The sequence below is a fragment of the Citrobacter sp. LUTT5 genome, assembly GCF_009905315.1.
In the GTDB taxonomy this organism is placed as follows: Bacteria; Pseudomonadota; Gammaproteobacteria; order Enterobacterales; family Enterobacteriaceae; genus Citrobacter; species Citrobacter freundii.
In genome coordinates this window covers 881,486-908,274 of sequence record NZ_CP047606.1, presented here as the reverse complement: position 1 = coordinate 908,274, position 26,789 = coordinate 881,486, and the positions used below count along the sequence as shown (strand labels likewise).

Below are 26,789 nucleotides of genomic sequence, written 5' to 3'. Positions count from 1 at the left end.
ATCAGAGTAAAAATAAGCGTTTTCAATAAGTTAAGGTCAATCCCTGACGATTGCCGACCATGTAAGATGCACTGCCGCTTATTTCGTAATAGGGTTATAAAGCAATTAATTCTTTCGTCTTATTGACTACCCGCACCGCGTCCCCTAATCGTTGAGCAGGAGGCATAAACTCGGGAATTTTATCACTCCATGTAGTTCGTGGCTACGCAATAAGAAAAGTCTTAGTCAAAAAAGTATTTTAGACTAAATAATCCTAATACTCTTGGGATTGAATTCTGGATTTAAACAAAGTTTGCCCGGTGACATAATGTGACGATGCTTACTATTGCTGGTTAGCATAGCTACACCGCGCAACTGTTTGCATGGTAACTATTTTGAGAGATGAATAGAGAAAAATCTGATAATAGGCTCTCTGCTAACAACAAAATATAACTTAATTTTTAGGGCTCAAACAGGGCCAATGAAATGAAAATAAGAGTACAGGCGCAAGAAGAATTAGATACAGAAACAACACATTGAAATCAAATAACTTTCTTCATCATTTTTCGAAACCTACCATAATTGGCATTTGGATACACGCTCGAAAACATGCACGAATAATTGTGTATTACTCTACAAGTTAATGTATTTACCAACCTTGCGTATTATTGACAACATCAACCACAATCAATTATTTCCCCTTACAATATGAAAGCCTATTAGCATTGCAAGCAACTGTTCGAAGCATAATTTTTTGTACTTACCTTCCCCTCAGTCTTTCAGGTAATCTGGGCAAAGACGCCAATGGGAGCCGGTCAATGAAAATCGTTAACGCAGAAGAAAAGCACATCCCCGCCATACGCGATATTTATGCACATCATGTTCTTCACGGTACCGGCAGCTTTGAAACCGACCCTCCGGATGCTCACCAGATGTTTGCTCGTCTGGAAAAAATCCGCAGCCTCGGGCTGCCGTGGGTCGTCGCGCTACAGGAAGATAAGGTCATCGGGTATTGCTACCTCACCCGCTATCGCGAGCGTTATGCCTACCGCTATACCCTTGAGGATTCGATTTATATTGCTCCAACGGCTCAGCGTCAGGGTGTAGGAAAAGCTTTACTGTGTCATGTGATCGGCTGGGCTGAAGCACAGGGCTATCGGCAACTGATTGCCATCGTCGGCGACAGCAATAATCAGGGATCGTTAAAAGTCCATCAGCAGGCCGGATTTACGGAAATCGGCACACTGAAAAACATTGGCTTCAAACATGGACTATGGCTCGACACGGTATTGCTACAACGTAATCTGGGTGAAGGTAACAGCACACTGCCACCGGATTTCGGTGTCGCTATTTAACATTTATAAAGAATAACTACAGGAGAGAGTTTTGGAGCGGGCGAAGGGAATCGAAACTCTGTTTCATAATTTCCGCAACGCGACGATCATCGAATCAACATAGTAACTATTATTGATACTTGATTGCGAGATTTTAGAGGATCAATCTCATGACAATCAAGGGCCAAGAGTATCTTTATCTTTCACCGGACGGCGTTTGGCAGTTTCAGATCTACGTTCCTGCTTACATGCGCCACATGTTCGGCGGGAAACGCCTATACCGAAAAAGTACAGGTACAAGAGACATTTACAAGGCGCGTCATTTCCGTAATCACATGCTGGTTGAGTGGAACAACCTGAAAGAACAGTTCAAGCCGGATACTGAGGACAGGCGCATCCAGCTTGCAATCACTTCCCTGCACTCTCAAATCAGGAAAAACAAGAATAAACCATTGATTGAAGAGCGAGCCAGTTCGATTCCTCACCTGTGCTTCTTACGAGATGAATACGCTACTGCCTACCAGGATAGGAGAGCATTCTCCACACTGAGCAAATCGGCGCGAGCCGTTGAGGTGTTTCTCCAGAGTATTGGGAAAATTGATATTAGCCTGGATCAGATTGGACGCCGATTAGTTACAGACTTCATAGAAGAGCAGCAGAAACGCGATGTAGCAGGACAGACGCTGCAAAACTGGTTAACGTCACTGGGAAGCCTCTATGAGTTTGCCAAACGTCGCTACGACGCTATAGCGCCGCTTAATCCGTTTCACGGCCACCAGTTAGAGGCAAGGCGCACTATAGAAAGTTATCAGCCGTTTGAATGGCATCAGCTATCTACCCTTCTCAACGAAGCAGACGAAGAACTACGAGCCGTTATTCTGATCGGCTTGTTCTCTGGTGCAAGACTGGACGAAATAGCCAGTTTGAAGAAAGAAGAGATCGTGATGGTCGAAGGTATCCGCTGTTTCTTCGTTAGCAAATCGAAAACGAAAGCAGGGATTAGGCACATACCGATCCACGCTTTTCTGATCGGTATGGTGGATTATTATCTTAGTCTCAACACTGGAAATTATCTGTTACCACAGGCTAACAAGATTGAGCGCAAAGACGGTAAGAAAGGCCCGTTCTATTCTCAAGCGTTCACCAGGCTACGCCGTCGTGTCGTCCCAATGGCTACTGATCGTCAATGCTTCCACAGTTTGCGGGGACATTTTATAACGTGTCTGGATCGTGCTGGAATCCCTGAACAAAGAATTGGTTACATTACAGGCCATTCTTCACAGGCCGCAGCCACAGAAGCATTTAAGACATACAGCGCGAGGTGTTCCATGAAAGAATTATCCGACTATGTGGAAACGGTGGACTATGCAGAGATCATCTTTCCAGAAATAGAAAAAGGGGCGTAAGCCCCTTATTTTTTAATGGATTGGTTAGAATAATAAGCTATTACTTATAAATCCTCACACTAATGATTGTTTTGTGAGCAAAATAAGCTCAAAATAACATCAAAAAAACATACAAAGAGAACAAAAAACAACCATCAAATTAACCAAAAACAATAAAATCACTATAAAACAATAAGTTATTAACGTTGCGCGAGTTATACATTTACATAACAGGAACTCTTATTGATTTTTTGTTACAAGGATCACATTATGATGTCTAAGTAAAATTTCAGAAATTTATTATGTACACAAAATTCGTTGCTGAACCAATAATGAGTATTGACGAGAAATTGATGGGGATTGAACTTCTCACTCGTTTTACTTCTGTTAACAGGCAAGCTCAACATCCTGAATTTGTTATTTCATCATGGGATTTAGATCAGAAACGGCTTTTTCTGTACGAGCAAACTGGTGTCATTGCCAGCAAACAAAATTGGTTCGAACGAAATAATCTATTTTGCACTATCAACATAGATCAACAGATGGCTTTCCTCATACGGCACGACCACCTATTGCGAAAAATTTTCGAATCGATGCCTTTCGTTAAACTTGAGCTTTCTGAGAATTTTCCAGGTTTAGATAAAGGATTAAAAAGCCCTTTATTAAAGTCACTCAGTCAGGGGATTAACTCACTGTGGCTCGATGACCTTGGGGCAGGTAATGCAAATGTAGTTAGTTTGATAGAAGGTTACTTTGAAGTAGTAAAAATAGATCGCATTTTCTTTAATGAGCAGGTGAAAAAACCAACCTTCTACCAGTTAATTGCATCCATTAAAAAATACTGCGACAAAATTATTATTGAAGGAATTGAGGATGGAAAAAGTATGGAAATCTTGCGTGAAGTAGGCATTTGGGGGTTACAGGGTTATCTTTTTAAATCCATCCCATTTAAGAACGTAGATTCGTTGGTATAGATCAAATCATCTTAATAGTAAAAGGGGCGTAAGCCCCTCATTTTTTTATAAACTCCGTAGTAACAGTGTCAGATTCAGTTTTCTTTGGTGCATTGTTCACTACCTTCTGTTTAACCGTACCACCAACTGATCTATTACTTTGCGTTTTAGTCGCAATTACATTAACTGTAGCAGTGGTAACAAGCCTGACTTGCTCAAATTCAAGATCGAACTGCATAGCAAATTCAGATTTATAATCGTAACTGATACCAGAGAGAATGACATTCTCATACACTTTGTGCTCTGTCACTAATGTAATAGGCTGACGACTATCAAAGATTTTATCAAGATACTGGATAGCTTGAGAAATACGAGTACCATTAACGCCAGCACTGTATAATAAATCTTTCTCAAGCCTTACCGGAGTTTCGGTAATAATCCCAGACAGCTTGAGTGTATTATTCTTAATCTGAACGTGATCACTCACTTCTGCACCGCTCTCAACGGGATAGCTTGTAATGTCTGCCTGTCTGCGTATTCCCGTATCTGTCACTGCATCAAACACAATAGCCTGATAGTTTTGAATGTAGCTATCAGAAGCTGGATTATAAACAGATGCAAGGATAGTGAATCCGTTTTCACCTTTGTTACGGGTAGCGCTGCTGTTATTAGTATTTGAGGTGGAATTAATCCCTTGCGAGGAATTGCCAATAGTTAAACTACCTGGTGTTGCCATTTTATTTTATTCCTTACGAAGAGGGGCAATTAGCCCCCCGTCCCTTGTCCAGATGAAACAGCCAGCACCATGCGCTGATTGTTCTGATTAATACGCTGATCTACGCTCGCATTTAGCATGTTTCCGAATGTCGGATCAGGGGCAATAGTCAGAGAGATCATTCCTTCCGGTAGGTTATTTTGCAATACCACAGGTTGAACCACTGTATTATTAGCTTGCGGTGTCGCTGTAGTGGTTGCTGATTTTTTCAACATAGAAACAGGAGAATAATCACCGTTAGTGCTCTGTGCGTAACTGCTCACGTCTTTAGCATCGCCTGTGCCGTTCCACCACTCGCGCACCGTTTCAAACACATTAGGCTCATGTGTGGCTTTAGGCTGGCTGGCTCCGTAGGCGTTAGCCACAGGATTACTTCCAGGCTGTGCAGGTGCTGACGTTGTGCCGTAATGCTGGCTAACAGCTTCTTTGGTGGTGTTATCTCCGTTAAGAAGGTTAAGCCTACCCGTGATCCAGTTGGTCATTTTCATCAGACCGTCCACAACATCACCCGCCGCCTTGCCTAAGCCTTTGAAGAAGGGTAACGCCTCCTGCATCGCTTCCTTAAACTCTTTAACCGTCGCAGGGTCGAGAGACTCCATGAAACCTTCGAAGAATGCCAACTTCTGGCTATCGTTGAGAATGTCCATTTCCTGATTAAACTTGCGATAGGCTACAAGCTGATCTTGCTGTTCCTGGTTCAACCATTGCCCGTTACGCTTGAGCACATCCACCTGATCAGTGATGGCTTTGCCCTGATTAGAAAATGCCTTGTGATACAAACCTAAATCGTCTGCAAGGTCTTCCAGGTTGTGGAGGATTTGCTCTTGTGAATAGCCTTTCCCCTGCATGGTGTTGGTGTAAGCAGAGACAAAGCCAAACGGATTGGATTGGTAGGATTTCAGATCGTCTTTAGTGAACCCCATGTTCAGGGCTGTATCTACAGCAGCGTTCCCACCTTTCCATTGTCCAGACTTCTTATCAAAGGTGCTGTTGGTGTAACTGTCTGCCAGCTTTTCTGAAATGTCCTTTCCGTTATCCAATAGCTTACGCTGCCCTTGCAGCCCCATCCCGCTATCGATCCCGTTAGCCGTGGCATACTGCGAAAGCGCCTGTAACACGTTGTAATCAACCCCGCCCAATCTGGCACGCTGTACAATCTCGCTACGTTCTTCCTGTGCGGTTACAGCGTCTTTACCCCAGGAATAAGCACCATACGCAGCCGCACCGATACCAGCGCCAGCAAGCGCACCAGTGCCTAACCCCATAAGCCCGCCTGTAATCGCTCCAGAACCGCCCACAGGAGGCGTAGCGCCTCGTTTAGCTGCTTCTCTACGTGAAGCATTGAGCCTGCGATAACCCTGCTGTAAGCGCTTAATTTCGCTGTTTTGCCGTTGCAGGCTGATTGTTCCTGCTGCATAGGCTTTTGTGATCTTGCTTGTAGCAAGAGACGCCTGTATCAATTCAACATTGGTAAGGTGTTGCATTGATTTAAAGCTGCTGGCTGTATCTAGGAGTTTTAGCTCCGCACGTTCACGGCGCTGTGCGTTTCTCGCGGCCTCTTTCGCTGCCTGAGCCTCTACACGGGCTTGCGCCTTAGCTGCCCTTGCCTTTTCTCGTTCATCGCTATTACGTGGCTTAGAGGCTTTCTTATTCAGCTTATCTAATTCTCTTTCAGCAGACTTTAGCCCCTGGCTGAATCTCTTCATGTTTATTGTGGGATCTTTAATACCTTTCGCTTTCTTCTGAATCTGGTCAAAAGCATCAAGGGCTGTCTTCATAGAATTACGGTCAACGCTGAATGTCACCGTGTTATTAATTTTAGAAGTGTTAATCTCAAGCATGATTATTCACCGTCTTTCTTTTCGTTCACCAGATAATTAAGTGCATCTGATACACTCATTCCTCTGAAAATAAGTTGTCTTAAATGTGAATGACTCACATCAAGCGCTCTCGACACGGCTGCTAAATTGAGTATTTGCTCTGCGCTTGTATCATTTAGTTGTAAGTGCAAGCCTCGACTCTTTAGGATAATTTCCAATTTTATCTTTCCTCTTATTCTGGAAATAAAAAAGGCGGGAACACTGGGGAGATTTGCGCTCTCATAGTTCCCAACGTTCACACGCCCTGATTAAAAAGCCCTTCTGTTATTTTCCAGACGTGAAGAGCTAACGTCTATCGCTCATTATTCTATTCTGAGACAGTACCGAAAATGATCGCTTGAGGAATCGCCACGATTGGCAGATAGCTACATTCAGTTGCTACTTCGGGGAAGCCCCAACGCTGATCTACGATCACATACTGGTGATACAGTTCCGCGCCTTTGCCTTGTGTCGCATGGCGAACACCAACACCGCTATGAAGCACGTAGGCATTAGACTGTTCAGACATAACAGGAATGCTAACAAAGCCATCAACACCGATTTTGTCAGTAATGAGGCTATAGCCTGTCACGTCGATCACGGTGACACCGTTCAGTGTCCAGGTTTCGAAAGCAGGATTTGCACCTTTAGTGCGGGTGTAGAAGTTATCACCGGACTCCAGAGGCAGCGTATACACCATGAAATCTTTCACGGACGGGTGATAGCGTAGAGCTACGGCTGCTTTGCCGGATGCCAGGATCACCGCGCCTTGTTTGGCCTGTGCCAGTCCTGAGCCAAGTTTCACATTCTGAATGCGTCCGATCTCGCTTAGTTGCTGGAACACGTTAGCGTCTGCGCTAATGTCCATCGTGTATGTGGTTTTGCTACCGCCAGCGAGGAAATCAAGATCGCCCTGTCCGGCGAATTGAGAATTAACACGAAGCCCTAACAGAGCCTCTACAAGGTCAACCTCTACAGTGTTACTCACCTGTGCATACTGCGCATCGCTGAAATCATTAATAGCGAGAGTAATTTGATCAGCAGTGTCAACCACGCCTCTCGCTTTAAACTGCTCCAGATCACGAGATGTAACGCTATTAAGGGAGTTTGTGTATTTAAGCTGGTAGAGGGCGTTCGTAAATTCTGGACGTTCTGCACTGTTCCAATCGCTTTGGGCGTAAGGCATCTTTTCAGGTGCAACGAGATTTTTCACATCAGTGATTTTCTCAAGTGCAATAGAGTTAACGTCGTGATTCTCAATTTTAAATAACCCAAGATTAGTTACAATCTGGTTTAGTTGAGTAGAGAATGTAAATGGGCTGGCAAAGTCATACATGTTGCCAGAAAATAAATCTGAATAAGCCATTCTTATTATTATCCTCGATTAGGTGGTGCGTAGGGCTACGGTGTCGTAGTCAGTGAAAGTAAAGCCAAGAGTTGCTAATTGCGCTTGAGCCAGAGATTTATCCAGGCTTCCAAATTCAACGCCAACCAGGGCTAAAATAGTATGCTCTGGAGAAGCTACAATAAACGCTTTATCGCCAGCGGTTGCAGGTTCTACGACAACATACGCAATGTCACCAGGGGCGGCAGCTTTCGCGCCTGTATCGTTCACGAGGTCGCCAACAATGAGATCGGCAGGAATACCGGATTCCACACGGATCAGCTTATCCTGCATAATTGCATCAGAAGCATGGGCGATAATTTTATAACGGGCGTGGCTGTTATTCCCGTTCAGAGTTTGAAATGTTCCAAATTGCATTGGTTATTTTCCTTTTGCTATTAGTTTTAATCGTGCCTCAAGCCCTGATGATGGGTGAGGGGGAGGAGAATTTTCTCCTGATTTTGTGATCGTGGCTGTAGGCCAGAATTTCTCTGTAGCCTGTCGAATCTCTTCGACACTTACGCCTAATACATGCGCCGCCTGTTTCATCATCTTTTCAGAGAGAATAAGAGAAGTGCCTTTGTGAGTAATCACACGGTCATAGTTCATAAGAAACATGAAGAAGTTTCCTTATTGTAACTTTTTTGTTTACAGCAGATAAATAGAAGGGCTACCTAAGTAGCCCTGGAGAGAATGCCCCTTGCTAAAGAAAGCATTATTAACGTCATTTTTCAGGAGAAATGAAGTTAAGAATACAATCTAATAAAAAGACCCCCGTTTTATTATCTTAGGAGATTTAAAAAGATCGGGGGTACTTTGCATCTGTTAAACGTGAAGCCCTTCACGCTGGCAATAACAGATCTTGATTTCATTATCTATTAGCTGACACTTTCGGGAGTGTTATTAATAGAAGATTGCCAGCTTAACGTAATTCCTGAACCTCTCACAATTCAAGGTAGTTAAGTCTGACTACATTCACCCTAACGGAATGAATGAGGGATAAAGAGCGAATGCTCTTTTTGAAAAGGTCGGAGATGCGCGGGTGATTGCATGTAATGCCAACACAACGAGACATTACATCCCGCGCATTCCTTCGGAACTAAACAAAAAAGAAGAAGAAAGAACCAACACTTTCAAAAAAAGCATTCAAAAGAGAGTGCCGCTATGGGAAACGGCATTCAGGAGGGGGAAGTGATTCGAATACTCAACCCTTACTTACATAGTAACATAATAGTTATGCACTTGTCAAGTGTTTTATGCAATTAAAATGAATGATTACGCAGTATCGAACACGCCGTATACCTCTGCGATAGAGAGCGCCAGCTCCGCAAGTTCGGCGGTGATGTATTGCAGGGAGCAAGCAAGCTCTTCAAGGTCATTTGCTGCTCGCCACGCCTGATCAGCGGTAATGGTGCTACCGTCACGCTCCACCAAACGAGCTACAGAGGTTTGAAGATGCTCAAGGGCTGTGATGGCTTGCTCTGTATGTCTGACAGCGTTCAGGAGGCTCTCAGGCGTTGCTGTGATGTATGTTTTATTCACTTCCTGTAGTAGCGGGAGATGATAGTTATCTTCGAAACTAAGTAGTAGAGATTGAATTGTGTCGTTAGTCATTATAATTTTCCTTATCGTCATTAAATAAAAAATCCAAATCGGCAGTGTGACCACTCAGGCCGTTAATTTGAGAATAGCCACAAAAATCGGAGTAATTTTCAAATCCGATAATTTGCCAGGGTTTAAGCTGGCTACTGTCAATTATGTATTCTTTTCTTTTTCGAGGTTTCCAGAATACGCCAGGCGTAGTGCTAAGTATTTCTTGCAAGGCGTTGTATTCATCACCGCAAGGTACAGAGGGAGGGTGTTCTAAAATAGTTGTTTTTAGTGAGCCTGGAATAGATTCTCTTGAATAATCTTTTAGCTTATGGCTGTATTTACGTTTTGTTGCTCTCACTGCTTTTTCGATTCTGACAATGTTACTACGTTCTTTTCTTCCCATTAATTCCTCGTAAAGGGAAACTTCCGTATTTCCTCGTTATGCTCCATACTGCGTAAAATGCAAATAGCCAATAGATAGCGATGATCATAAAAGTTTCCCGATTGTTTGTTAGTGTTGCTTATCAGTGGGGTGTAGTGATAAAACTCACCGCATCATTAACGGTAATGTCGTAATACTTGCCGTGACGCTCCATTGTAATAACGGCTGTATCGTGCATTAATAACATCCAATACCGCGCCCCACTTTCACTTATTCCAACCCCATCAGCGATGTGTTTCACGGTGGCTTTTATTACTCCGCTTTCACGTTTGAGAGATGCAAGGTGAAAATAAAGACGTTGGCAGACGGTGTTACATTCGATTTGATGAAGTGTAGCTTCGTTCAATAGGTAAAGTTTGTTCATTGTTCCTCTTAATTTAGTTCGTCATTAATTTCTAATGTTTGTAAAGCAGCTTCGTATAACTCATCACGCCGCAATCCTTCAAAGATTCTGCTATCTTTCAAAGTAAGATTGTAATCACTGCGTCTAAGCGGTTTCATAAATGGAATCATACGACCAATGCAAATGTATTGATCAAGTTGCGAGAATGAATCAATAGACCTTTCAGTAAAAAATCCGTATACGTTGCTTTCGAGCATTACAAAACAGACGTGTGGATGTTCACCATCCTTAAGTAAATAAATGTGTGTCTTCAATTAGTTCTCCTTAGTTCCAGTTTCGTTTGATGGTGGCGATCCCTTTCTTCATGAGTGCCGCCGTTTGTTTTTGGGTAAATCCTTTGGATTTATGTTCCTGCACTTCTGCGCGTGTATTGTCGCCTTTAACCTTTTTTCTCACTTTACCTAAGTTGAAGCATTCAATCTTTGCACCTGGGAAATAATGCGCTTTGATGTATTCAGCAGTAGCCAGATCCGGCACTACAAACACCAGAGGATGATCAGTATCAGCATTACGTACAGATGTACGGCTAATAAACTGGTAGCACCGTTCATAGTTCATCGCGGCGCGTTGCTTCTGTTCAAATTCTTCAACATCCCATCCGTTAAGCTCTGCATACTGCCGCCATTTACCCTGGAAATCTCGATCAAGATTACTGCATCCCAGAAACACAGCATTGTGCATGTGCTGGTAATGGTTCAGACCATAGGAAGCCATTGAAACACGCTCACCACGGGCAGAATTTGAAAGAATGTCATCCCCTATCGTAGTAAACTGACACAAGGATTTATCTCTGTTAGTGGCAAAGATAAATTCACCTGGCACACGCTGGATAATTTCCTGTAAATGCTCCTGAAATACCTTCTGTAATGCTGTCAGGGTGCATCTGTTCTCACATACGGCGACCAGAGAGATCGGCACACGTTTATGCTTACGTCTTTCAATTGGTGGCTGTAGATGTTCACCAGCTTCCTCTACTTCGTATTTCGCCAGATGTTCAGCAGCCCAGACAAACAAGCTCCGAGAAGAGCCAGCACCTAAGAGTGTAAATTGTTCAGCCCATTCTACAGATCTGATAATTGGTGATGCAGTGAAAGCAAACAAGTGTTTATTTTCTTCGTAGAGAAGTCCAGCACCTTGCATAATCGCCCAAAGTAGGCGCTTTAACTCAGCACCGCTCGCCTGTTTTTCATGCCAGTATTTATAGAAATCCGTTTGGCAATCTTCACGCAGGAATAACAATCCGTCCCGCTCTTCCAGCCACTTTAGGAATGGGAAATTTTCTTCCGTCCGATCTGTATGCTGTACTTTGATGTAAGCGCCAAACATTGCATCAGGAATTTCATCAACAAAGATGCTGAAATTACGGAGAAGGTTTTGAAGTTCTGTTTCAAGCGCTGCGCGATAGCAATAATGAATGAAACATTGATGTGTGCAGATAATAACCGAATGCTGAAAATCGTATTCCAGGGTGGAAATTAGGAGATTTACCGCTTCTGTTTCGGTGTCTACATGAAAACTCTTCACCCGTCTGTCTTTTAGTTCTTCCCTCACCTGTCCACATAATTCATGTGTTGGCATTACCAGGAGATAACGAGGGGGAATTGCTTCGGAATTTGTTAATAAACTTGATTTGATGTAGTGCTGTAACGTGGTGGACTTTCCAGATCCGCAAATTGCATCAACGAATTTTACTACTTGCTTCTTTTCTTTCATTGGGTTCCTCTTGTTGTAGGATGTTATTTTTGACAATGGAGCAAACCAGGGCCGGAATACTTACGCCTTTAATTGTGGCGGCTTCGCGGAGTGCCTCGTAAACTTCTGGACTAAAACGAATGTTCATCATTGGTTAATTTCCTTTCGGTGTTGGTCATAACGGGCGAGAGCGTCAGCGAACATTTTCATTCGGTCTGTATACTCCCTCGATTTTGCTGCTTGCATGGATGCGTAAATAACGTGGCGTTTCACCTTGCCACTCACCAGATCATTAAAAACCTGGTCACTACTGAAATACTTCAATAACTATCTCCTTCGGATTTTGGATGCAAAAAGCCCCAGGCAGATTACCCCGCCCAGGGCCGAAAGTTTCAGAAGGTTTTCTCCCCTTCATACTTACCAGAATACACTATTTTACTAACGTTTGTCAAGCTATTTATGCAAGAAAGTGAATAAAATTATCAAAATGTGCATAATTAGTCATCTATGGTATCATTTCCGGCTCTTCATGCAAGTGAGCCGATTTTGTAGCTACGCTACATTGCACATACACATGTAGAAGGTATCAAAATTATGTAAAGGGCTTATCATTAAAATGATACCCTCTTACCTTCTAAAATGTAGGCGAACAATGAGCCAGCGATCAGCGGGTGAATGTTGCATGAAAAAGTATCTGCACATAACCATCTTGCACAATGATGTATGTTCGAGGAATACGAGAACACAAGAGAGATAATTAATAACCTTAATTTAATTAAGGGTAGTTAGTAGTTGGTTTATGTCAGTGAGCGAAGCGAGCATTACAAATTATCTCTACAGGAGAATTTCTTCTCAACAATAACTTTCTGTGAAGATTGATCTCTCCTGTAAAGCTATCTTTCATGCGCGTGATCAGCGCATACCAAATAGTGCATTCCACTTTATGGAGAATTAACCCTCCATCAATCCTGATTACGTGTTAATAGCGAATACTCGCCTCCATAGCGCCGGAAAAATCCCACGCTAAATACCCGCTAAACCCAAGGTAAAGCGATGCTTATTCCATCCTAAATAACCAGCCTGTAACGCTCTCTGAGCGCCTTTCTCACTTTCAAAGTATCTTTCATCACTTATGATTAAGCCTTACGCCGTGTGGCTTACAGGGCTGTTTGTCATGGCAAACCACTTTCATGATAGGTGCAATGCGCTGAACGAGTTTTCTCGTTTTATTGTTATAATGTAACAACATTTTTTTCCATGCCAAAATCCGCCACTTAGTTAGCATTCTAATCATTTCATTCTGCAATCAGTTTCAAGTGCATAAACTCTGCATACTCCGTGCATACTGGCAGGTTAGCGCCGCCCTCGCCTAACAACCCCACATTTACCAACATAAAATCAATGAGATAGACAACAACCACACACAACCATCTGTAGTGTGATGTTCCGCTGTTGCCGCTCTTCTTCGTACCGATCTGAGGATTTGGCAACGTCCAAACACATGTTTATAAATGCTAACATCATGATTTTGTTGAAGATATTTCAAAATCGTTCGAATTTTGAACTGGAGGCCGTGCTTCTTTGCGTTCAGCACTGGACACAACCGCGCCATTACCACACACAACACAGATCATTTTCTGATCATTTGTATTGCAAGCCACTGAAAATGATCATAATGTTTATTTCGCATGTTTAGATGTGTGACCTTAAAGGAGGGTAAAGTGAACAGAGCAGTAGTCTTAGATGAACAGCAAGCCAAAGCGATCAGGGAATGGCTAAACGCTCATAACAAAAGCCTGATAGCTGACGTTACGTTAATGATGCAAGCCGCCGTACTGCGTGTAGGGGATGCCGTAGCTTTGCGCTTCGACGAAGTGATCAATGGTGAGATAGACATAGAAGAACAGAAGACAGGGAAGCGTAAAGCCCTCACCCTTCCGGCTCCAGTGGTGCAGATGATCGCTCGTCGCCGTGCTGAGTTTCCGCATGATGTGCATGTGTTCAGGAGCCAGCGTAACCGCTCGATGAACAAGCAAGCGCCTGTACGCCGTGAAGAAGTGAGCAAGCAGATCGCAGAAGCCGCTAAAGCTATCGGCATTCATGGCACTGTCTCAGCCCATTCATTTCGGAAAGGGGGGGCAAATTCACTGTATCGGCGTTCGGGAAATAACCTTGCCCTCGCTATGACCGTGCTTAATCACAGCAACATTACAGACACCAGGCGCTATCTGGATTTAGATAAACAAGCCGTTAGCCGTGTGATCAATGAGATGGATTTATAAGGGGGAACACATGAATCACCTTGTGCTAATGCTGGCACTACTGCCAGCCCTCGCCGCTCACATTAGGCACATTCAATTGGTAATTTAAGTAAATGGAATTAGCACCGCATTTCTATGCACAAGGAGAGGATGTTTTGGTTCACCTGTTGCATTGATTTTAAAACATTTCGTATCAGGAGGCAGAAGAGCCCTTACGGCATCAGAGCGATTCAAATGCCGTCCGTCATCGCCCCATGCAGCTACCACTAATCCGGCATTAGCTACCGTTTCAACTATGTAGCGATCATTATCTGAACCAACAGAATTAGCCATTCTCATCATTTCGAAGCGATTAGTGTGTATGTATGCAAACAGATTAACAATACGCACCCCACCCCATCCCCAGCTTTTCGCAAACGAGATACAACGGCCCATAGTGCGATCATCTTTTTCAGCATCAGCATAAGAAGGGTTCAGACCTATAAAGACCACATAGGGCTTTGTTTCATCCCAGGTCCTGGTTATTGAATAGCGATACTGCATGCAATCAGAGAACACCGCACTTTTTAACATTTTCATTTGAAAACCTTTTTCAGTTGTGTCCGTACATACAGGTTTATCAACTTGTTAAGCGCCAGGCAATAGAAGTCATTTAGCGCCGTGATGGGTACATCAACGAAAGCGCCGTAGGCGGATCATTAGGTTTTCAGCAGTGGCAACGGTGATCAGGTGATCGTTATGTTCCGGTGATCGAAGCCGTGGTAGAGCCTGATTCTTTACCGATCAGGTTAGTCCCATCTTTACGCCTGTTTATCCCGCGCTAAGGTTGTTGCCGTGCTGCCGCCAATGAGATGTATCTATGCCACAGGAGAGGCTTTGCGTTCATTGTTGTATTATCGCGGTAAGAACTTGAAACCACCGCCAACGATTGGCTACACTCTCATCTCACCGAGTAACCATTCGTGACAAGTGTCAAAGTAGTGAACTATGGTAGAACGCATAAGCATGTTAGTAAGCACTACTGCGTAACATGCTGAAAGAACCGGAGATTTTTGAACGGTTCCACCTGGGAAGATTCTGGAGCGGGCGAAGGGAATCGAACCCTCGTATAGAGCTTGGGAAGCTCTCGTTCTACCATTGAACTACGCCCGCATTGAAGTGCGTAAGGGATTATAAACCTTACGCTCTTCTTGGCAAGGGACTAACCGACTGACTGGCGATTAATTCACCGTCAGCATTTTGGCTTACTCCCCTGCGGCGGTAAATAACGCAGCGGATCGATAGCCGTTGCCCGGTAGCGGATTTGGAAATGCAGGCGCACCGTCGTCGCATCCGAGCTGCCCATCGTCGCTATCTTCTGCCCGGCCTTCACGTTTTGACCGTTGTTCACCAGCATGGTGTCATTATGCGCATACGCAGTGATGTAGTCCTCACTGTGCTTAATCATGATGAGATTACCGTAGCCCCGCAGCTGATTACCGACATAAACCACCTTCCCTGCTCCGGCCGCATAAATCGGCGTACCGCGCGCAGCTGAGATATCAATGCCCTTATTGCCGCCGTCCGCCGTAGAATAAGGTAGGATCACCTTACCGCTGGCAGGCCACTGCCAGCAACGTTGCCCTACTGGTGGCCAGGACGACTGCGGCACAGAAGAAGATGGTCTGACCGCCGCCGTTTTGGTTGAGGATTTCTTGGTTGTTTTGCCAGCTCCAGAACTGGTTTTCGCGCCGCCGCTGACCTTCAGCTTTTGCCCCACTTCAATGGTATAGGGCGGTGAAATATTATTCAGGCGAGCGATCTCTTTCACGCTGGTACCGGTGGCGCGCGAAATACGGTATAGCGTATCTCCCCGCTTCACGGTATACACGGAGCCGGAATAACTTCCTGTATCAGACGACTTGCTCCCGGAACAGCCCGCTAACAGCAGACCGACACACAGCAGCATCACGATACCCAGGCCATTTTTCTTCAGGCGTCCTGCACTCAAAACAATACCTCGCAACATTTTCAGACGCTTTATCATAGCAGCCAGAAACCGGATGCCAAATCATATCGCGCAACGAACCGGCGGCTCTGGCATTTCACACCCTCTGTTAATCACTCTGACTTAATTAAGCATATAATGTGAGTGCTTAAGATTGATGGTGGACGCTATGCGACAGGAACATGTCATTTTATTGAATGAGCAGGACCAACCCTGCGGAACGCTGGAAAAGTATGCGGCGCATACCGCCACAACCCCCCTGCACTCCGCTTTCTCGTGCTGGATATTTAACGAGCAGGGCCAACTGCTGGTCACCCGCCGCTCGCTGCACAAAAAAGCCTGGCCAGGTGTCTGGACCAACTCTGTCTGCGGTCACCCGCAGTTGGGCGAAACCAACGAAGCCGCTATTGTCCGCCGGGCTCGCTTCGAACTGGGTGCAGATATCAACTTGCTCACCCCCGTATACGCTGATTTTCGTTATCGCGCCACAGACCCGAGTGGGATAGTTGAAAACGAAGTATGTCCGGTTTATGCCGCACATATCGTCAGTGAGCTACAGCTAAACCCAGATGAAGTGATGGATTGCCAGTGGAGCAATCTTGAGGATGTCTTAAGCGGGATTGACGCGACGCCGTGGGCTTTCAGCCCGTGGATGGTAATGCAGGTTGCAAACAAAGAAGCGCGTGCGCTGTTGCAGAATTACTGCCAACAATTTATTGCCTGATGGCGCTACGTTTATCTGGCCTACATTACGAATCGTAGGCCGGATAAGGCGTCAGCCGCCATCCGGCATTTCACATCTTACTTAACCGGGCGCATCGCCGGGAACAGGATCACGTCACGGATGGTGTGGCTGTTGGTGAACAGCATAACCATACGGTCGATACCAATGCCCAGACCCGCAGTCGGCGGCAGACCGTGTTCCAGAGCGGTAACGTAGTCTTCGTCGTAGAACATCGCTTCGTCATCACCCGCATCTTTGGCGTTAACCTGATCCTGGAAACGCTGCGCCTGATCCTCGGCATCGTTCAGCTCGCTGAAGCCGTTACCGATCTCACGTCCGCCGATGAAGAATTCGAAGCGATCGGTGATTTCCGGGTTTTCGTCATTACGACGCGCCAGCGGAGAAACTTCTGCCGGGTACTCGGTAATGAAGGTTGGTTGAATCAGGTGCGCTTCTGCAACTTCTTCAAAGATCTCGGTCACGATACGACCCAGACCCCAGCTCTTCTCAACTTTGATGCCGATAGATTCAGCAATCGCTTTTGCAGAGTCGAAGTTATCCAGATCGGCCATGTTGGTTTCCGGACGGTATTTCTGAATCGCTTCGCGCATGGTCAGTTTTTCAAACGGCTTACCGAAGTCGAAGACTTCTTCACCGTAAGGCACTTCAGTCGTTCCCAGAACGTTCTGCGCCAACGTACGGAACAGAGATTCAGTCAGTTCGATGAGATCTTTGTAGTCCGCATAAGCCATGTAGAGTTCCATCATGGTGAACTCTGGGTTATGGCGAACAGAGATGCCTTCGTTACGGAAGTTACGGTTAATTTCGAATACGCGTTCGAAGCCGCCAACCACCAGACGCTTGAGGTAAAGTTCCGGCGCGATACGCAGGTACATGTCCAGATCCAGCGCGTTATGATGAGTGATAAACGGACGCGCTGCCGCACCGCCTGGGATCACCTGCATCATCGGGGTTTCTACTTCCATAAAGCCGCGAGCAACCATGAACTGACGAATGCCAGCCATAATCTGTGAACGCACTTTAAAGGTATTGCGGGATTCATCGTTAGAGATGAGATCCAGGTAACGTTGACGATAGCGCGCTTCCTGATCCTGCAGACCGTGGAATTTGTCCGGCAGCGGGCGCAGCGCTTTGGTCAGCAGACGCAGTTCGGTGCAGTGGATAGACAGCTCACCGGTCTTGGTCTTGAACAACTTACCTTTCGCGCCGAGGATATCGCCCAGATCCCATTTTTTGAACTGCTCGTTGTAGACGCCTTCCGGCAGGTCATCGCGAGCAACGTACAGCTGAATACGGCCGCCAACGTCCTGCAGCGTAACGAATGATGCTTTACCCATAATACGACGGGTCATCATACGGCCAGCAACGGATACCTCAATGTTCAGCGCTTCCAGCTCTTCGTTTTCTTTCGCGTCGAAGTCAGCATGCAGTTGGTCTGAGGTATGATCGCGACGGAAATCGTTCGGGAACGGGATCCCCTGCTCACGCAGGCTCGCCAGCTTCTCACGGCGCGTTTTCAGTTCATTGTTAAGGTCGGCTACCGCGTCAGCGCCCTGTACGTGTTGTTCAGACATGTTGGTTCCTCATAACCCTGCTTTCAAACTTGCTTCGATAAATTGATCCAGGCTGCCATCCAGCACCGCCTGCGTGTTACGGGTTTCAACCCCGGTACGCAGATCTTTGATGCGGGAGTCATCAAGGACATAAGAACGAATCTGGCTACCCCAGCCGATATCTGACTTGGTGTCTTCCATCGCCTGTTTCTCGGCATTCTTCTTCTGCATTTCCAGTTCATAAAGCTTCGCTTTCATCTGCTTCATGGCCTGGTCTTTGTTCTTGTGCTGGGAACGGTCGTTCTGACACTGCGTCACAATCCCGGTAGGGATGTGGGTAATACGCACCGCAGATTCCGTACGGTTAACGTGCTGACCGCCTGCACCGGAGGCACGGTAAACGTCGATACGCAGGTCCGCCGGGTTGATATCGATATCAATATCATCGTCAACTTCCGGATAAACAAACGCCGAACTGAACGACGTATGGCGACGTCCGCCGGAGTCGAACGGACTCTTACGTACCAGGCGGTGTACGCCGGTTTCAGTACGCAGCCAACCGTAAGCATATTCACCAGCAATTCTGATGGTCACGGATTTAATACCCGCGACTTCACCTTCAGACTCTTCAATGATTTCAGTCTTAAAGCCGCGCGCTTCAGCCCAACGCAGATACATGCGCATCAGCATGCTTGCCCAGTCCTGCGCTTCCGTACCGCCAGAACCTGCCTGAATATCGAGATAGCAATCCGCGCTGTCATATTCACCGGAGAACATACGACGGAATTCCAGCTGGGCCAGCTTATCTTCCAGCGTATCGAGTTCTGCTACGGCTTCGTTAAAGGTTTCTTCGTCATCGGCTTCTACAGCCAGTTCCAGCAGGCCGGAGACATCTTCCAGGCCCTGGCTCATCTGATCGAGCGTATCAACGATGGCCTCAAGGGAGGAACGCTCTTTGCCCAGCGCCTGAGCGCGTTCGGGTTCGTTCCACACGTCCGGCTGTTCCAGCTCGGCGTTTACTTCTTCCAGACGCTCTTTCTTGGCATCATAGTCAAAGATACCCCCTAAGAACGTCAGAGCGCTCCGTGAGGTCCTGAATGCGGTTATTTACCGGATTAATTTCAAACATTGTCTGATTTCTTTTATTGGACTAGTCAAAATGCGGTGATAAGAGCGGGATTGTAACTAATCCACGCCCTTTTTTATAGCGATTAGTGACGCTAAAGTGGCCAGATATTGTCGATTATAATCTGCAAGCTGCGGTTGCCGCGAAACTCGTTAATATCCAGTTTGTAGGCAAGTTGAACTTCGCGCACGCCGTTGTCCGGCCAGTAGGTGGTATCGACATTAAACGCAATACCGTCCAGCAGCGGACCACCGCCCACGGGCTCGACCATCACCTTCAGATGACGCTCACCGACCAGACGCTGCTGGAGCAAACGGAAATGCCCGTCAAACAGCGGTTCCGGGAACATTTGCCCCCACGGTCCGGCATCGCGCAGCATTTGTGCGATCTCCATGGTCATCTCCGCCGCGCTCAGTGGGCCATCCGACACCACTTCACCTTGCAGTAAGGCAGGATCCAGCCACTCGGTTACCAGCTCGCCAAAACGCTGCTGGAAACGCTCAAACTGCGCCTCTTCAAGCGATAAACCCGCCGCCATGGCGTGACCGCCAAACTTGAGGATCATGCCCGGATAAAGGGTGTCCAGGCGCTCCAGCGCATCGCGCATGTGCAGCCCCTGAATCGAACGCCCGGATCCTTTGAGAGTACCGTCACCTGCCGGGGCAAACGCTATCACTGGACGATGGAATCGCTCTTTAATACGCGATGCCAGAATCCCCACAACGCCCTGATGCCACTCGGGATGATACATTGCCAGGCCGCCCGGTAGTGTATCGCTACTGCGTTCCAGCTTTTCACACAAGGTCAGTGCTTCGGCCTGCATACCCTGCTCGATCTCTTTGCGCGTCTGGTTGAGCGCATCCAGCTCATTGGCCAGCACACGCGCTTCGCCAATGTTGTCGCACAGCAACAGCGCCACACCAACGGACATATCGTCCAGACGGCCCGCCGCATTCAGCCGTGGCCCGAGGGCAAAACCTAAATCACTGGCTGCCAGCTTTAGGGGGTCGCGATTGGAAATCTCCAGCAGCGCTTTAATACCAGGGCGGCACTTTCCGGCACGAATACGGCTTAAGCCTTGCCACGTCAGAATACGGTTATTGGCATCCAGCGGGACCACGTCCGCCACCGTGCCAAGTGCAACCAGATCGAGCAAATCTGCCAGGTTCGGCGGTGCAATGCCGCGTTCATCAAACCAGCCTTTGTCACGCAGGAAAGTACGCAGCGCCAGCATCAGATAGAAGGCTACACCAACGCCTGCCAGCGATTTCGACGGGAACTCACAGTCGGGCAGGTTAGGATTAATGATTGCCTCTGCGCCCGGCAGCGTATCCCCTGGCAGGTGGTGATCGGTCACAACGACCGGGATCCCCAACGTTCTGGCATGTTCGACACCCGCGTGAGACGAGATGCCGTTGTCTACGGTGACAATCAGCTGAGCGCCCCGGGCATGGGCCTGATCAACGACTTCCGGGCTTAAACCATAACCGTCTTCAAAACGATTTGGCACCAGGTAGTCAACGTTACTGCAGCCCAACGCGCGCATCGCCAGGATGCTTAGCGCCGTGCTGGTCGCACCATCAGCGTCAAAATCGCCGACAACGATGATTCGGGTTCCTTCGCGAAAGGCGTTGTAGAGGATCTCAACCGCTTTTTCGACGCCGTTCAAATGTTGCCACGGCAGCATGCCTTTCACGCTACGCTCAAGCTCCTGCGCGCTACGTACACCACGGCTGGCGTATAAACGGCGCAGCAGTGGCGGCAAGTCGGCAGGTAGCTCGGCGGTCTCGTCGGCCTCACGCCGACGAAGTTGTATCTGTTGTTTCACGCGAATTATTTACCGCTGGTTTGTTTTGCATGTGCGTCGAGGAATTCTTTCATCTCTTTCGGGCCCTGATAGCCAGGTACGACATAGCCATTGCTCAGCACAATCGCCGGTGTACCGCTGACGCCAAACTGTACGCCCAGCGCATAGTGGTTAGCGATATCCACATCACAGGTCGCCGCTTTTACACCCTTGCCAGTCATCGCGTCGTCAAAGGCTTTGTTTTTGTCCTTAGCACACCAGATAGACTTCATGTCCTGCTCAGCCTGGCTGTCCAGCCCCTGACGTGGGAAGGCCAGATAACGTACGGTGATCCCCAACGCATTGTAATCTTTCATCTCTTCATGCAGCTTGTGGCAGTAACCACAAGTGATGTCGGTGAAAACGGTAATGACGTGTTTTTCCTGCGGCGCTTTGTAGATGATCATCTCTTTTTCCAGCGCGTTCAGATGCTTCATCAGCAGTTGGTTGGTGACGTTCACCGGACTTGCGCCGCTCACGTCATACATCGGTCCCTGAATAATATGTTTACCGTCTTCAGTTACGTACAGCACGCCGCTATTGGTCAGTACGGTTTTCATGCCCGCAACCGGAGCAGGTTGAATCTCGGTGCTCTGCACACCCAGCTTTGCTAATGACTGGCGAATTGCCGCGTCGTCTGCATGTACCATGCCGGAAAACGCCGTCGCCAGCAGGGTGAACATCATAAAACGTTTTTTCATAGCCTATCCTATCCTGTCAGCACTCACGCTCGCGGGTGATGCTGTTGATGTAGTTGCCGCAAGCGCTCCGTTGCGACATGAGTATAAATTTGCGTTGTCGAGAGATCGCTATGCCCCAGTAGCATCTGCACCACGCGCAGATCTGCGCCATGGTTGAGCAGATGCGTGGCAAATGCGTGCCGCAGGACGTGCGGTGACAGCTTTTCGCTGTCGATTCCCGCCAACACAGCATAGTGTTTGATACGATGCCAGAAGGTCTGACGGGTCATCTGTTGCGCCCGCTGACTAGGAAACAGCACATCAATCGATACGCCGTTGAGCAACCATGGACGCCCATGCTCCAGGTATGTTTCCAGCCAGTACACTGCCTCCTCACCCAACGGGACAAGGCGCTCTTTGTTACCTTTACCGATCACCCGTACCACGCCCTGACGCAGGCTGACGTCACTCATCGTCAGTCCTACCAGTTCAGACACGCGCAGGCCCGTTGCATACAACACTTCCAGCATGGCTTTGTCGCGTAGCTCCAGCGGTTGATCGATAAGCGGCGCCTGCAGCAGTCGTTCTACCTGCGCTTCGCTGAGATCTTTGGGCAGACGCTGCGGAAGTTTAGGTGATGCAAGCGAGGCGCTGGGGTCATCTTCGCGATATTTTTCGCGGTACAGATGCTGAAAAAAACGTCGCGTCGCACTGAGCAAACGTGCAGAACTGGTGGCTTTATACCCTCCATCCATCCGCTCAGCCAGCAAGGCTTGCAGATCATCACTTTGCGCGGTCGCAAGCGAAGCGCCACGGTGATGTAACCATTCCACAAGCATGGTCAGATCGCGACGATACGCACTTAATGTGTTTTCCGCCAGATTTCGTTCCAGCCACAGGGCATCAAGAAACTGCTCGATGCGCGCCAGATCCTGTTCCACTCGCGCCCCTTATTCCACTCTCATTTTTGATGCATTATGCCTCATTGTGCCGGGATTGCGGCGATTCTGTTACACTACCCGCAACGCTACAGCAGAATTGAGATGTTTACGTCATGAACATGGGTCTTTTTTACGGTTCCAGCACCTGCTACACCGAAATGGCAGCAGAAAAAATCCGCGATATCCTGGGTCCCGAACTGGTGACACTGCACAACCTCAAAGACGATTCCCCGACCCTAATGGAGCAGTATGACGTGCTCATTTTGGGCATCCCAACCTGGGATTTCGGTGAAATTCAGGAGGACTGGGAAGCTGTCTGGGAGCAACTGGACGACCTCAACCTGGAAGGAAAGATTGTCGCGCTTTACGGTATGGGCGATCAGTTGGGATACGGTGAATGGTTCCTGGATGCGCTGGGTATGTTGCACGATAAACTGATCACCAAAGGTGTAAAGTTTGTCGGCTACTGGCCCACCGAAGGCTACGAATTCACCAGCGATAAACCCGTCATTGCCGATGGACAGCTGTTTGTTGGTTTGGCGCTGGATGAAACGAACCAGTACGATCTCAGCGATGAACGCATTCAGGCCTGGTGCGAGCAAATTCTTGGCGAAATGGCCGAGCACTGGTCCTGAATTTCTGCCGACTGACGGCTAAGGTCGCAACCTTACCGTCAGTACTACTTCTGCTTCGCCTTTTGCAGCATCAACCGCCGTAAATCCCGCCACTCAGCATCATCCATACTGTCTGCCGCCAGCCACAAATGTTGACGTTTTCCGGCATCAGAGCGCAAACGCAGCATCATGCCTGTTTTAACCATCCAGGGGGCGCTAACGATAGACCACTCTTGCCCTTGCCAGCGCAGACGACCATCCATCAACAGCCGAATCTCACCCTGACAGGCGTTGATTCGACGCTGACTGCGAACGCTATCGAATACCACCAGAGAGAGCAAAACCAGCCATAATGGGGTGTAGCTCAATGGCCAGGGCATCAATAAAATAAACACCGCGACCAGCCCATGAATTAGCAGTGAAAGCCACTGCGCGCGCCATGATACGCGTAAATCAGATTGCCACTGGACCACGTTCCCGATTCCGTGTCTGGATAAGTCGCACCATCTGCTCCAGCTCAGCATCAGCTGGTTTCCCATGATTCATCAACCAGTTAAATAAATCTGGATCATCACATTCTAGCAGACGGATAAAGATACGTTTTTCTTCGTCACTTAAGCTGTCATATTCATGTTCGAAAAACGGCATGATCGAGATGTCCAGCTCGCGCATACCGCGGCGGCATGCCCAATGAATACGTGCTTTGTTGTTAATATCCATGTTCTTCTCCCTGTCTCGCGAAAACGAAGTATCCCGCTATTGTAACGTGTTTTTCCCGCTCTTTTACGGGAATATCAGTAAACTGAAGCTCGCTCGCTAAATAAAACCTTATTAAGCCAAAGGATTCACCATTTTTTGATGTTTCCTCGCAAAGCGCAATATATGGGGCACAAATAGCCTGTTTAAACCGCTTGCAATGGGCCATAGCTCTTTTACCATTAGTCATTATCACTGCGTTAAGCAAATCAGGACATTATTATGGCTTTTACATCTTTTCCTCCTCGCCAGCCTTTCGCGTCAACGCGTTTGCCTCTGACGCTAATGACGCTCGATGACTGGGCGCTCGCCACCATCACCGGTGTCGACAGTGAGAAGTATATTCAGGGTCAGGTCACGGCGGATGTCAGCCAGATGACCGAGCATCAGCACCTGTTAGCTGCACATTGTGACGCCAAAGGTAAAATGTGGAGCAACCTGCGTCTGTTCCGACAGGGTGACGGTTTTGCATGGCTTGAGCGCCGTAGCCTGCGTGATGCGCAGCTCACCGAGCTGAAAAAATACGCGGTCTTCTCGAAAGTGGCGATTGCCCCGGATGACGAGCGTGTCCTGCTGGGCGTAGCGGGATTCCAGGCACGTGCAGCGCTGGCCAATCTCTTTAGCGAATTACCGAACAGTGATAAGCAGGTCATTACCGAAGGTGCCTCCACGGTATTGTGGTTCGAACACCCTGCTGAACGTTTTCTGCTGATCGTTGATGCCACCACAGCAGAAACCTTGGTTGAAAAGCTGCGTGGCGAAGCAGAGTTAAATAACAGCCAGCAGTGGCTGGCGCTGGATATCGAAGCGGGTATCCCCGTTATTGATACAGCCAACAGTGCACAGTTTATTCCACAGGCTACCAATCTGCAGGCTCTGGGTGGGATCAGCTTTAAAAAAGGCTGCTACACCGGTCAGGAAATGGTTGCTCGTGCAAAATTCCGCGGAGCCAATAAACGCGCCATGTGGACTTTGGCGGGTGCCGCCGGTCGAGTACCGGAAGCTGGCGAAGACCTTGAATTAAAAATGGGCGAGAACTGGCGTCGTACCGGTACCGTACTTGCCGCAGTAAAACTGGCCGATGGTCAGGTACTGGTGCAGGTTGTGATGAATAACGACATGGAGGCCGACAGCGTGTTCCGCGTTCGTGACGACGCAAAAACGCTGCAAATCGTACCGCTGCCGTATTCGCTGGAAGAGTAAATGAATAATGCCTGATTGCGATGCGTCTATCAGGCATGCTGGCTTTTGTTTTGTAGGCCGGATAAGGCGCTAGCCTCCATCCGGCGTCAATGATTACGCCTGACCAACGTAGAGATAGATCGCCAGGAAGTGGCAAACGCTGCCGCCCAGCACAAAGCCGTGCCAGATCGCATGGTTGTAAGGAATGCGCTTACAGACGTAGAAAATAACGCCCAGGGAATACACCACACCGCCAACAGCCAGCAACGTCACGCCTCCCGCTGCCAACTTAACCGCCAGTTGATACACCACAATCAGCGATAGCCAGCCCATTGTCAGGTAGGTTACCAGCGACAGAACCTTAAATCGGTGCGCAATGGTCAGTTTGAATAAAATACCGATCAGCGCCAGGCTCCAGATAACAATCATCAGTCCACGTGCCAGCGGCGAATCAAGCCCCACCAGCAGAAATGGCGTGTAGGTCCCGGCAATCAGCAGATAAATCGCACAGTGGTCAAATTTTTTCAGCCAGATTTTCGCTCTCTGATGGGGGATCGCGTGATACAAAGTTGAGGCGAGGAACAGCAGGATCATGCTGCCGCCGTACAGGCTATAGCTGGTAATGGCCATAGCGCTGGCGTTGGTATCTACTGCCTGGACCAGTAATAACACCAGTCCGACAATCCCAAACACCAGCCCGATACCGTGACTGATGCTATTGGCTATTTCCTCTGCCAACGAATATCCCTGCGCGCTTAATGGCTTCTGAACCATAAGTTACTCCCCAGAAACGAACACTTTCGTTATTGCGCCTCTAGCGTAACTGAGAATGGTTCCAGTGAACACCTGTTAGCTAAAATAAATATCACATTAATATTAATCCTTTAAAATCATTGTGTTGAAAGTGATTTTTCAACTAACAGATGTTTCTTTAAATCAAAGGCATTTAAAATCAATCACATAAAATTGCGTCTGATTCGGATAAATCTCGGCAATCACATGTTTAAGTTCTTCAAGCGTCATGTTTTCCTGCTGGGCATGTTTATCCGTTAGCGTATCCAGCGTGACGGTTGAGGTGCCAACAACCTCAATCGTGCAAAAGTAACCGTCATCTTCGAAGCGCCCAACCCGTAAAATGTCCCCGGCTTTGAAGTGTGATTCGGACTCGTCACGAATGGTGATGGTCTTGCGTCCGGCCAGAATGTCATCCTGGAAACGCTGAAAAAAAGTGATGTCATTTGGCTGCATGTTATTATTCCCTGTAGATGAAGTCTGATGAGTGAGTTTTGCCATTGTGAG

The 26,789-nt window shown here is 47.5% G+C and carries 29 protein-coding genes and 1 tRNA gene; 7 read left to right on the top strand and 23 right to left on the bottom strand.

Translation table 11 applies throughout. The features are described from left to right. The first annotated feature begins 797 nt into the window (after positions 1 to 797). From GUC46_RS04330 to GUC46_RS04320, 3 genes are all read left to right on the top strand, one after another. Positions 798 to 1,334 carry a GNAT family N-acetyltransferase gene (locus tag GUC46_RS04330; RefSeq protein ID WP_044699787.1) on the top strand — a complete coding sequence of 179 codons (537 nt, stop codon included), beginning with the start codon at positions 798 to 800 and terminating at the stop codon, positions 1,332 to 1,334. A gap of 149 nt (positions 1,335 to 1,483) precedes the next feature. After that, on the top strand, positions 1,484 to 2,719 hold the full coding sequence (locus tag GUC46_RS04325) for a tyrosine-type recombinase/integrase (protein WP_160179832.1): 1,236 nt from the start codon (positions 1,484 to 1,486) through the stop codon (positions 2,717 to 2,719). 281 nt (positions 2,720 to 3,000) lie between these two features. After that, positions 3,001 to 3,672, top strand: a complete 672-nt coding sequence (locus GUC46_RS04320) for an EAL domain-containing protein (protein ID WP_160179830.1) — start codon at positions 3,001 to 3,003, stop codon at positions 3,670 to 3,672. 37 nt (positions 3,673 to 3,709) lie between these two features. On the opposite strand, the gene GUC46_RS04315 is transcribed toward GUC46_RS04320, so the two are convergent. From GUC46_RS04315 to GUC46_RS04265, 11 genes are all read right to left on the bottom strand, one after another. Then, positions 3,710 to 4,387, bottom strand: coding sequence for a phage baseplate protein (locus GUC46_RS04315; protein WP_160179828.1), 678 nt, complete (start codon positions 4,385 to 4,387; stop codon positions 3,710 to 3,712). A gap of 29 nt (positions 4,388 to 4,416) precedes the next feature. Then, positions 4,417 to 6,267: a hypothetical protein gene (locus GUC46_RS04310; RefSeq protein WP_160179825.1), complete on the bottom strand. Its 1,851-nt coding sequence runs from the start codon at positions 6,265 to 6,267 to the stop codon at positions 4,417 to 4,419. Positions 6,268 to 6,613: 346 nt separating this feature from the next. Beyond that, positions 6,614 to 7,651: a major capsid protein gene (locus GUC46_RS04305; RefSeq protein ID WP_160179823.1), complete on the bottom strand. Its 1,038-nt coding sequence runs from the start codon at positions 7,649 to 7,651 to the stop codon at positions 6,614 to 6,616. 18 nt (positions 7,652 to 7,669) lie between these two features. Beyond that, a complete protein-coding gene (locus tag GUC46_RS04300) occupies positions 7,670 to 8,047 on the bottom strand; it encodes a hypothetical protein (RefSeq protein ID WP_070585328.1) in 378 nt (125 codons plus the stop codon). A gap of 3 nt (positions 8,048 to 8,050) precedes the next feature. Continuing rightward, complete coding sequence (locus GUC46_RS04295; protein ID WP_160179821.1) at positions 8,051 to 8,287, bottom strand: hypothetical protein; 237 nt, start codon at positions 8,285 to 8,287, stop codon at positions 8,051 to 8,053. Positions 8,288 to 8,944: 657 nt separating this feature from the next. After that, positions 8,945 to 9,283, bottom strand: coding sequence for a hypothetical protein (locus tag GUC46_RS04290; RefSeq protein WP_160179818.1), 339 nt, complete (start codon positions 9,281 to 9,283; stop codon positions 8,945 to 8,947). Then, positions 9,276 to 9,665: a hypothetical protein gene (locus GUC46_RS04285; RefSeq protein WP_236654162.1), complete on the bottom strand. Its 390-nt coding sequence runs from the start codon at positions 9,663 to 9,665 to the stop codon at positions 9,276 to 9,278. Before GUC46_RS04285 ends, GUC46_RS04290 begins: the two co-directional genes overlap by 8 nt. Before the next feature lie 121 nt (positions 9,666 to 9,786). After that, positions 9,787 to 10,068, bottom strand: a complete 282-nt coding sequence (locus tag GUC46_RS04280; protein ID WP_160179816.1) for a hypothetical protein — start codon at positions 10,066 to 10,068, stop codon at positions 9,787 to 9,789. An 8-nt stretch (positions 10,069 to 10,076) separates the two neighbouring features. Next, positions 10,077 to 10,361 carry a hypothetical protein gene (locus GUC46_RS04275; protein ID WP_160179814.1) on the bottom strand — a complete coding sequence of 95 codons (285 nt, stop codon included), beginning with the start codon at positions 10,359 to 10,361 and terminating at the stop codon, positions 10,077 to 10,079. A 10-nt stretch (positions 10,362 to 10,371) separates the two neighbouring features. Beyond that, positions 10,372 to 11,820, bottom strand: coding sequence for a hypothetical protein (locus GUC46_RS04270; protein WP_160179812.1), 1,449 nt, complete (start codon positions 11,818 to 11,820; stop codon positions 10,372 to 10,374). Continuing rightward, entirely contained in the window at positions 11,786 to 11,950 is a 165-nt protein-coding gene (locus tag GUC46_RS04265; RefSeq protein WP_160179809.1) for a hypothetical protein, read from the bottom strand. The genes GUC46_RS04270 and GUC46_RS04265 overlap by 35 nt, the downstream gene beginning before the upstream one ends. Positions 11,951 to 13,520: 1,570 nt before the next feature. Here GUC46_RS04265 and GUC46_RS04260 point away from each other — a divergent pair. Next, positions 13,521 to 14,081 carry a tyrosine-type recombinase/integrase gene (locus GUC46_RS04260; RefSeq protein ID WP_160179806.1) on the top strand — a complete coding sequence of 187 codons (561 nt, stop codon included), beginning with the start codon at positions 13,521 to 13,523 and terminating at the stop codon, positions 14,079 to 14,081. Positions 14,082 to 14,165: 84 nt separating this feature from the next. Here GUC46_RS04260 and GUC46_RS04255 read toward each other — a convergent pair whose 3' ends face one another. The 3 genes from GUC46_RS04255 to actS all read right to left on the bottom strand — a co-directional run bounded on the left by GUC46_RS04255 (position 14,166) and on the right by actS (position 16,050). Continuing rightward, positions 14,166 to 14,639, bottom strand: a complete 474-nt coding sequence (locus GUC46_RS04255; protein ID WP_160179804.1) for a DUF1643 domain-containing protein — start codon at positions 14,637 to 14,639, stop codon at positions 14,166 to 14,168. A 499-nt stretch (positions 14,640 to 15,138) separates the two neighbouring features. Next, positions 15,139 to 15,212: transfer RNA gene (locus GUC46_RS04250), tRNA-Gly, on the bottom strand. A 79-nt stretch (positions 15,213 to 15,291) separates the two neighbouring features. Beyond that, positions 15,292 to 16,050, bottom strand: coding sequence for an amidase activator ActS (gene actS, locus GUC46_RS04245; protein ID WP_016150941.1), 759 nt, complete (start codon positions 16,048 to 16,050; stop codon positions 15,292 to 15,294). Positions 16,051 to 16,216: 166 nt separating this feature from the next. Between actS and idi the strand changes: the two genes are divergently transcribed. Continuing rightward, the gene (gene idi, locus GUC46_RS04240; RefSeq protein ID WP_160179801.1) at positions 16,217 to 16,771 is read left to right on the top strand and encodes an isopentenyl-diphosphate Delta-isomerase; all 555 of its coding nucleotides are present in this window, start codon (positions 16,217 to 16,219) and stop codon (positions 16,769 to 16,771) included. A 77-nt stretch (positions 16,772 to 16,848) separates the two neighbouring features. Here idi and lysS read toward each other — a convergent pair whose 3' ends face one another. The 5 genes from lysS to xerD all read right to left on the bottom strand — a co-directional run bounded on the left by lysS (position 16,849) and on the right by xerD (position 22,938). Beyond that, positions 16,849 to 18,366, bottom strand: a complete 1,518-nt coding sequence (gene lysS, locus GUC46_RS04235) for a lysine--tRNA ligase (protein WP_003026911.1) — start codon at positions 18,364 to 18,366, stop codon at positions 16,849 to 16,851. A 9-nt stretch (positions 18,367 to 18,375) separates the two neighbouring features. Beyond that, positions 18,376 to 19,474, bottom strand: a protein-coding gene (gene prfB, locus GUC46_RS04230; RefSeq protein ID WP_096878465.1) for a peptide chain release factor 2 whose coding sequence is annotated in 2 segments (ribosomal slippage) — positions 18,376 to 19,398 and positions 19,400 to 19,474 — 1,098 coding nt in all. Because the reading frame shifts where the segments join, the coding sequence is not laid out codon by codon here. A 91-nt stretch (positions 19,475 to 19,565) separates the two neighbouring features. Next, on the bottom strand, positions 19,566 to 21,299 hold the full coding sequence (gene recJ, locus GUC46_RS04225; protein WP_048232743.1) for a single-stranded-DNA-specific exonuclease RecJ: 1,734 nt from the start codon (positions 21,297 to 21,299) through the stop codon (positions 19,566 to 19,568). 5 nt (positions 21,300 to 21,304) lie between these two features. Then, positions 21,305 to 22,018 carry a bifunctional protein-disulfide isomerase/oxidoreductase DsbC gene (dsbC, locus tag GUC46_RS04220; protein WP_003825520.1) on the bottom strand — a complete coding sequence of 238 codons (714 nt, stop codon included), beginning with the start codon at positions 22,016 to 22,018 and terminating at the stop codon, positions 21,305 to 21,307. A gap of 23 nt (positions 22,019 to 22,041) precedes the next feature. Then, positions 22,042 to 22,938, bottom strand: coding sequence for a site-specific tyrosine recombinase XerD (gene xerD / locus GUC46_RS04215; protein ID WP_003026928.1), 897 nt, complete (start codon positions 22,936 to 22,938; stop codon positions 22,042 to 22,044). Between the two features lie 113 nt (positions 22,939 to 23,051). Between xerD and fldB the strand changes: the two genes are divergently transcribed. After that, on the top strand, positions 23,052 to 23,573 hold the full coding sequence (gene fldB, locus GUC46_RS04210) for a flavodoxin FldB (RefSeq protein WP_003026933.1): 522 nt from the start codon (positions 23,052 to 23,054) through the stop codon (positions 23,571 to 23,573). 44 nt (positions 23,574 to 23,617) lie between these two features. On the opposite strand, the gene GUC46_RS04205 is transcribed toward fldB, so the two are convergent. Together GUC46_RS04205 and sdhE are read right to left on the bottom strand one after the other, a co-directional pair. Beyond that, a complete protein-coding gene (locus GUC46_RS04205) occupies positions 23,618 to 24,025 on the bottom strand; it encodes a protein YgfX (RefSeq protein WP_003026936.1) in 408 nt (135 codons plus the stop codon). Continuing rightward, positions 24,006 to 24,272: an FAD assembly factor SdhE gene (sdhE, locus tag GUC46_RS04200; RefSeq protein WP_003026938.1), complete on the bottom strand. Its 267-nt coding sequence runs from the start codon at positions 24,270 to 24,272 to the stop codon at positions 24,006 to 24,008. The genes GUC46_RS04205 and sdhE overlap by 20 nt, the downstream gene beginning before the upstream one ends. 258 nt (positions 24,273 to 24,530) lie before the next feature. On the opposite strand from sdhE, the gene ygfZ reads away from it, so the two are divergent. After that, complete coding sequence (gene ygfZ, locus GUC46_RS04195; RefSeq protein WP_003026944.1) at positions 24,531 to 25,511, top strand: tRNA-modifying protein YgfZ; 981 nt, start codon at positions 24,531 to 24,533, stop codon at positions 25,509 to 25,511. Between the two features lie 93 nt (positions 25,512 to 25,604). Here ygfZ and GUC46_RS04190 read toward each other — a convergent pair whose 3' ends face one another. After that, entirely contained in the window at positions 25,605 to 26,264 is a 660-nt protein-coding gene (locus tag GUC46_RS04190) for a hemolysin III family protein (protein ID WP_160179798.1), read from the bottom strand. Positions 26,265 to 26,426: 162 nt separating this feature from the next. After that, positions 26,427 to 26,738, bottom strand: a complete 312-nt coding sequence (yqfB, locus tag GUC46_RS04185; protein WP_003026949.1) for a N(4)-acetylcytidine aminohydrolase — start codon at positions 26,736 to 26,738, stop codon at positions 26,427 to 26,429. Between the last annotated feature and the right edge of the window lie 51 nt (positions 26,739 to 26,789).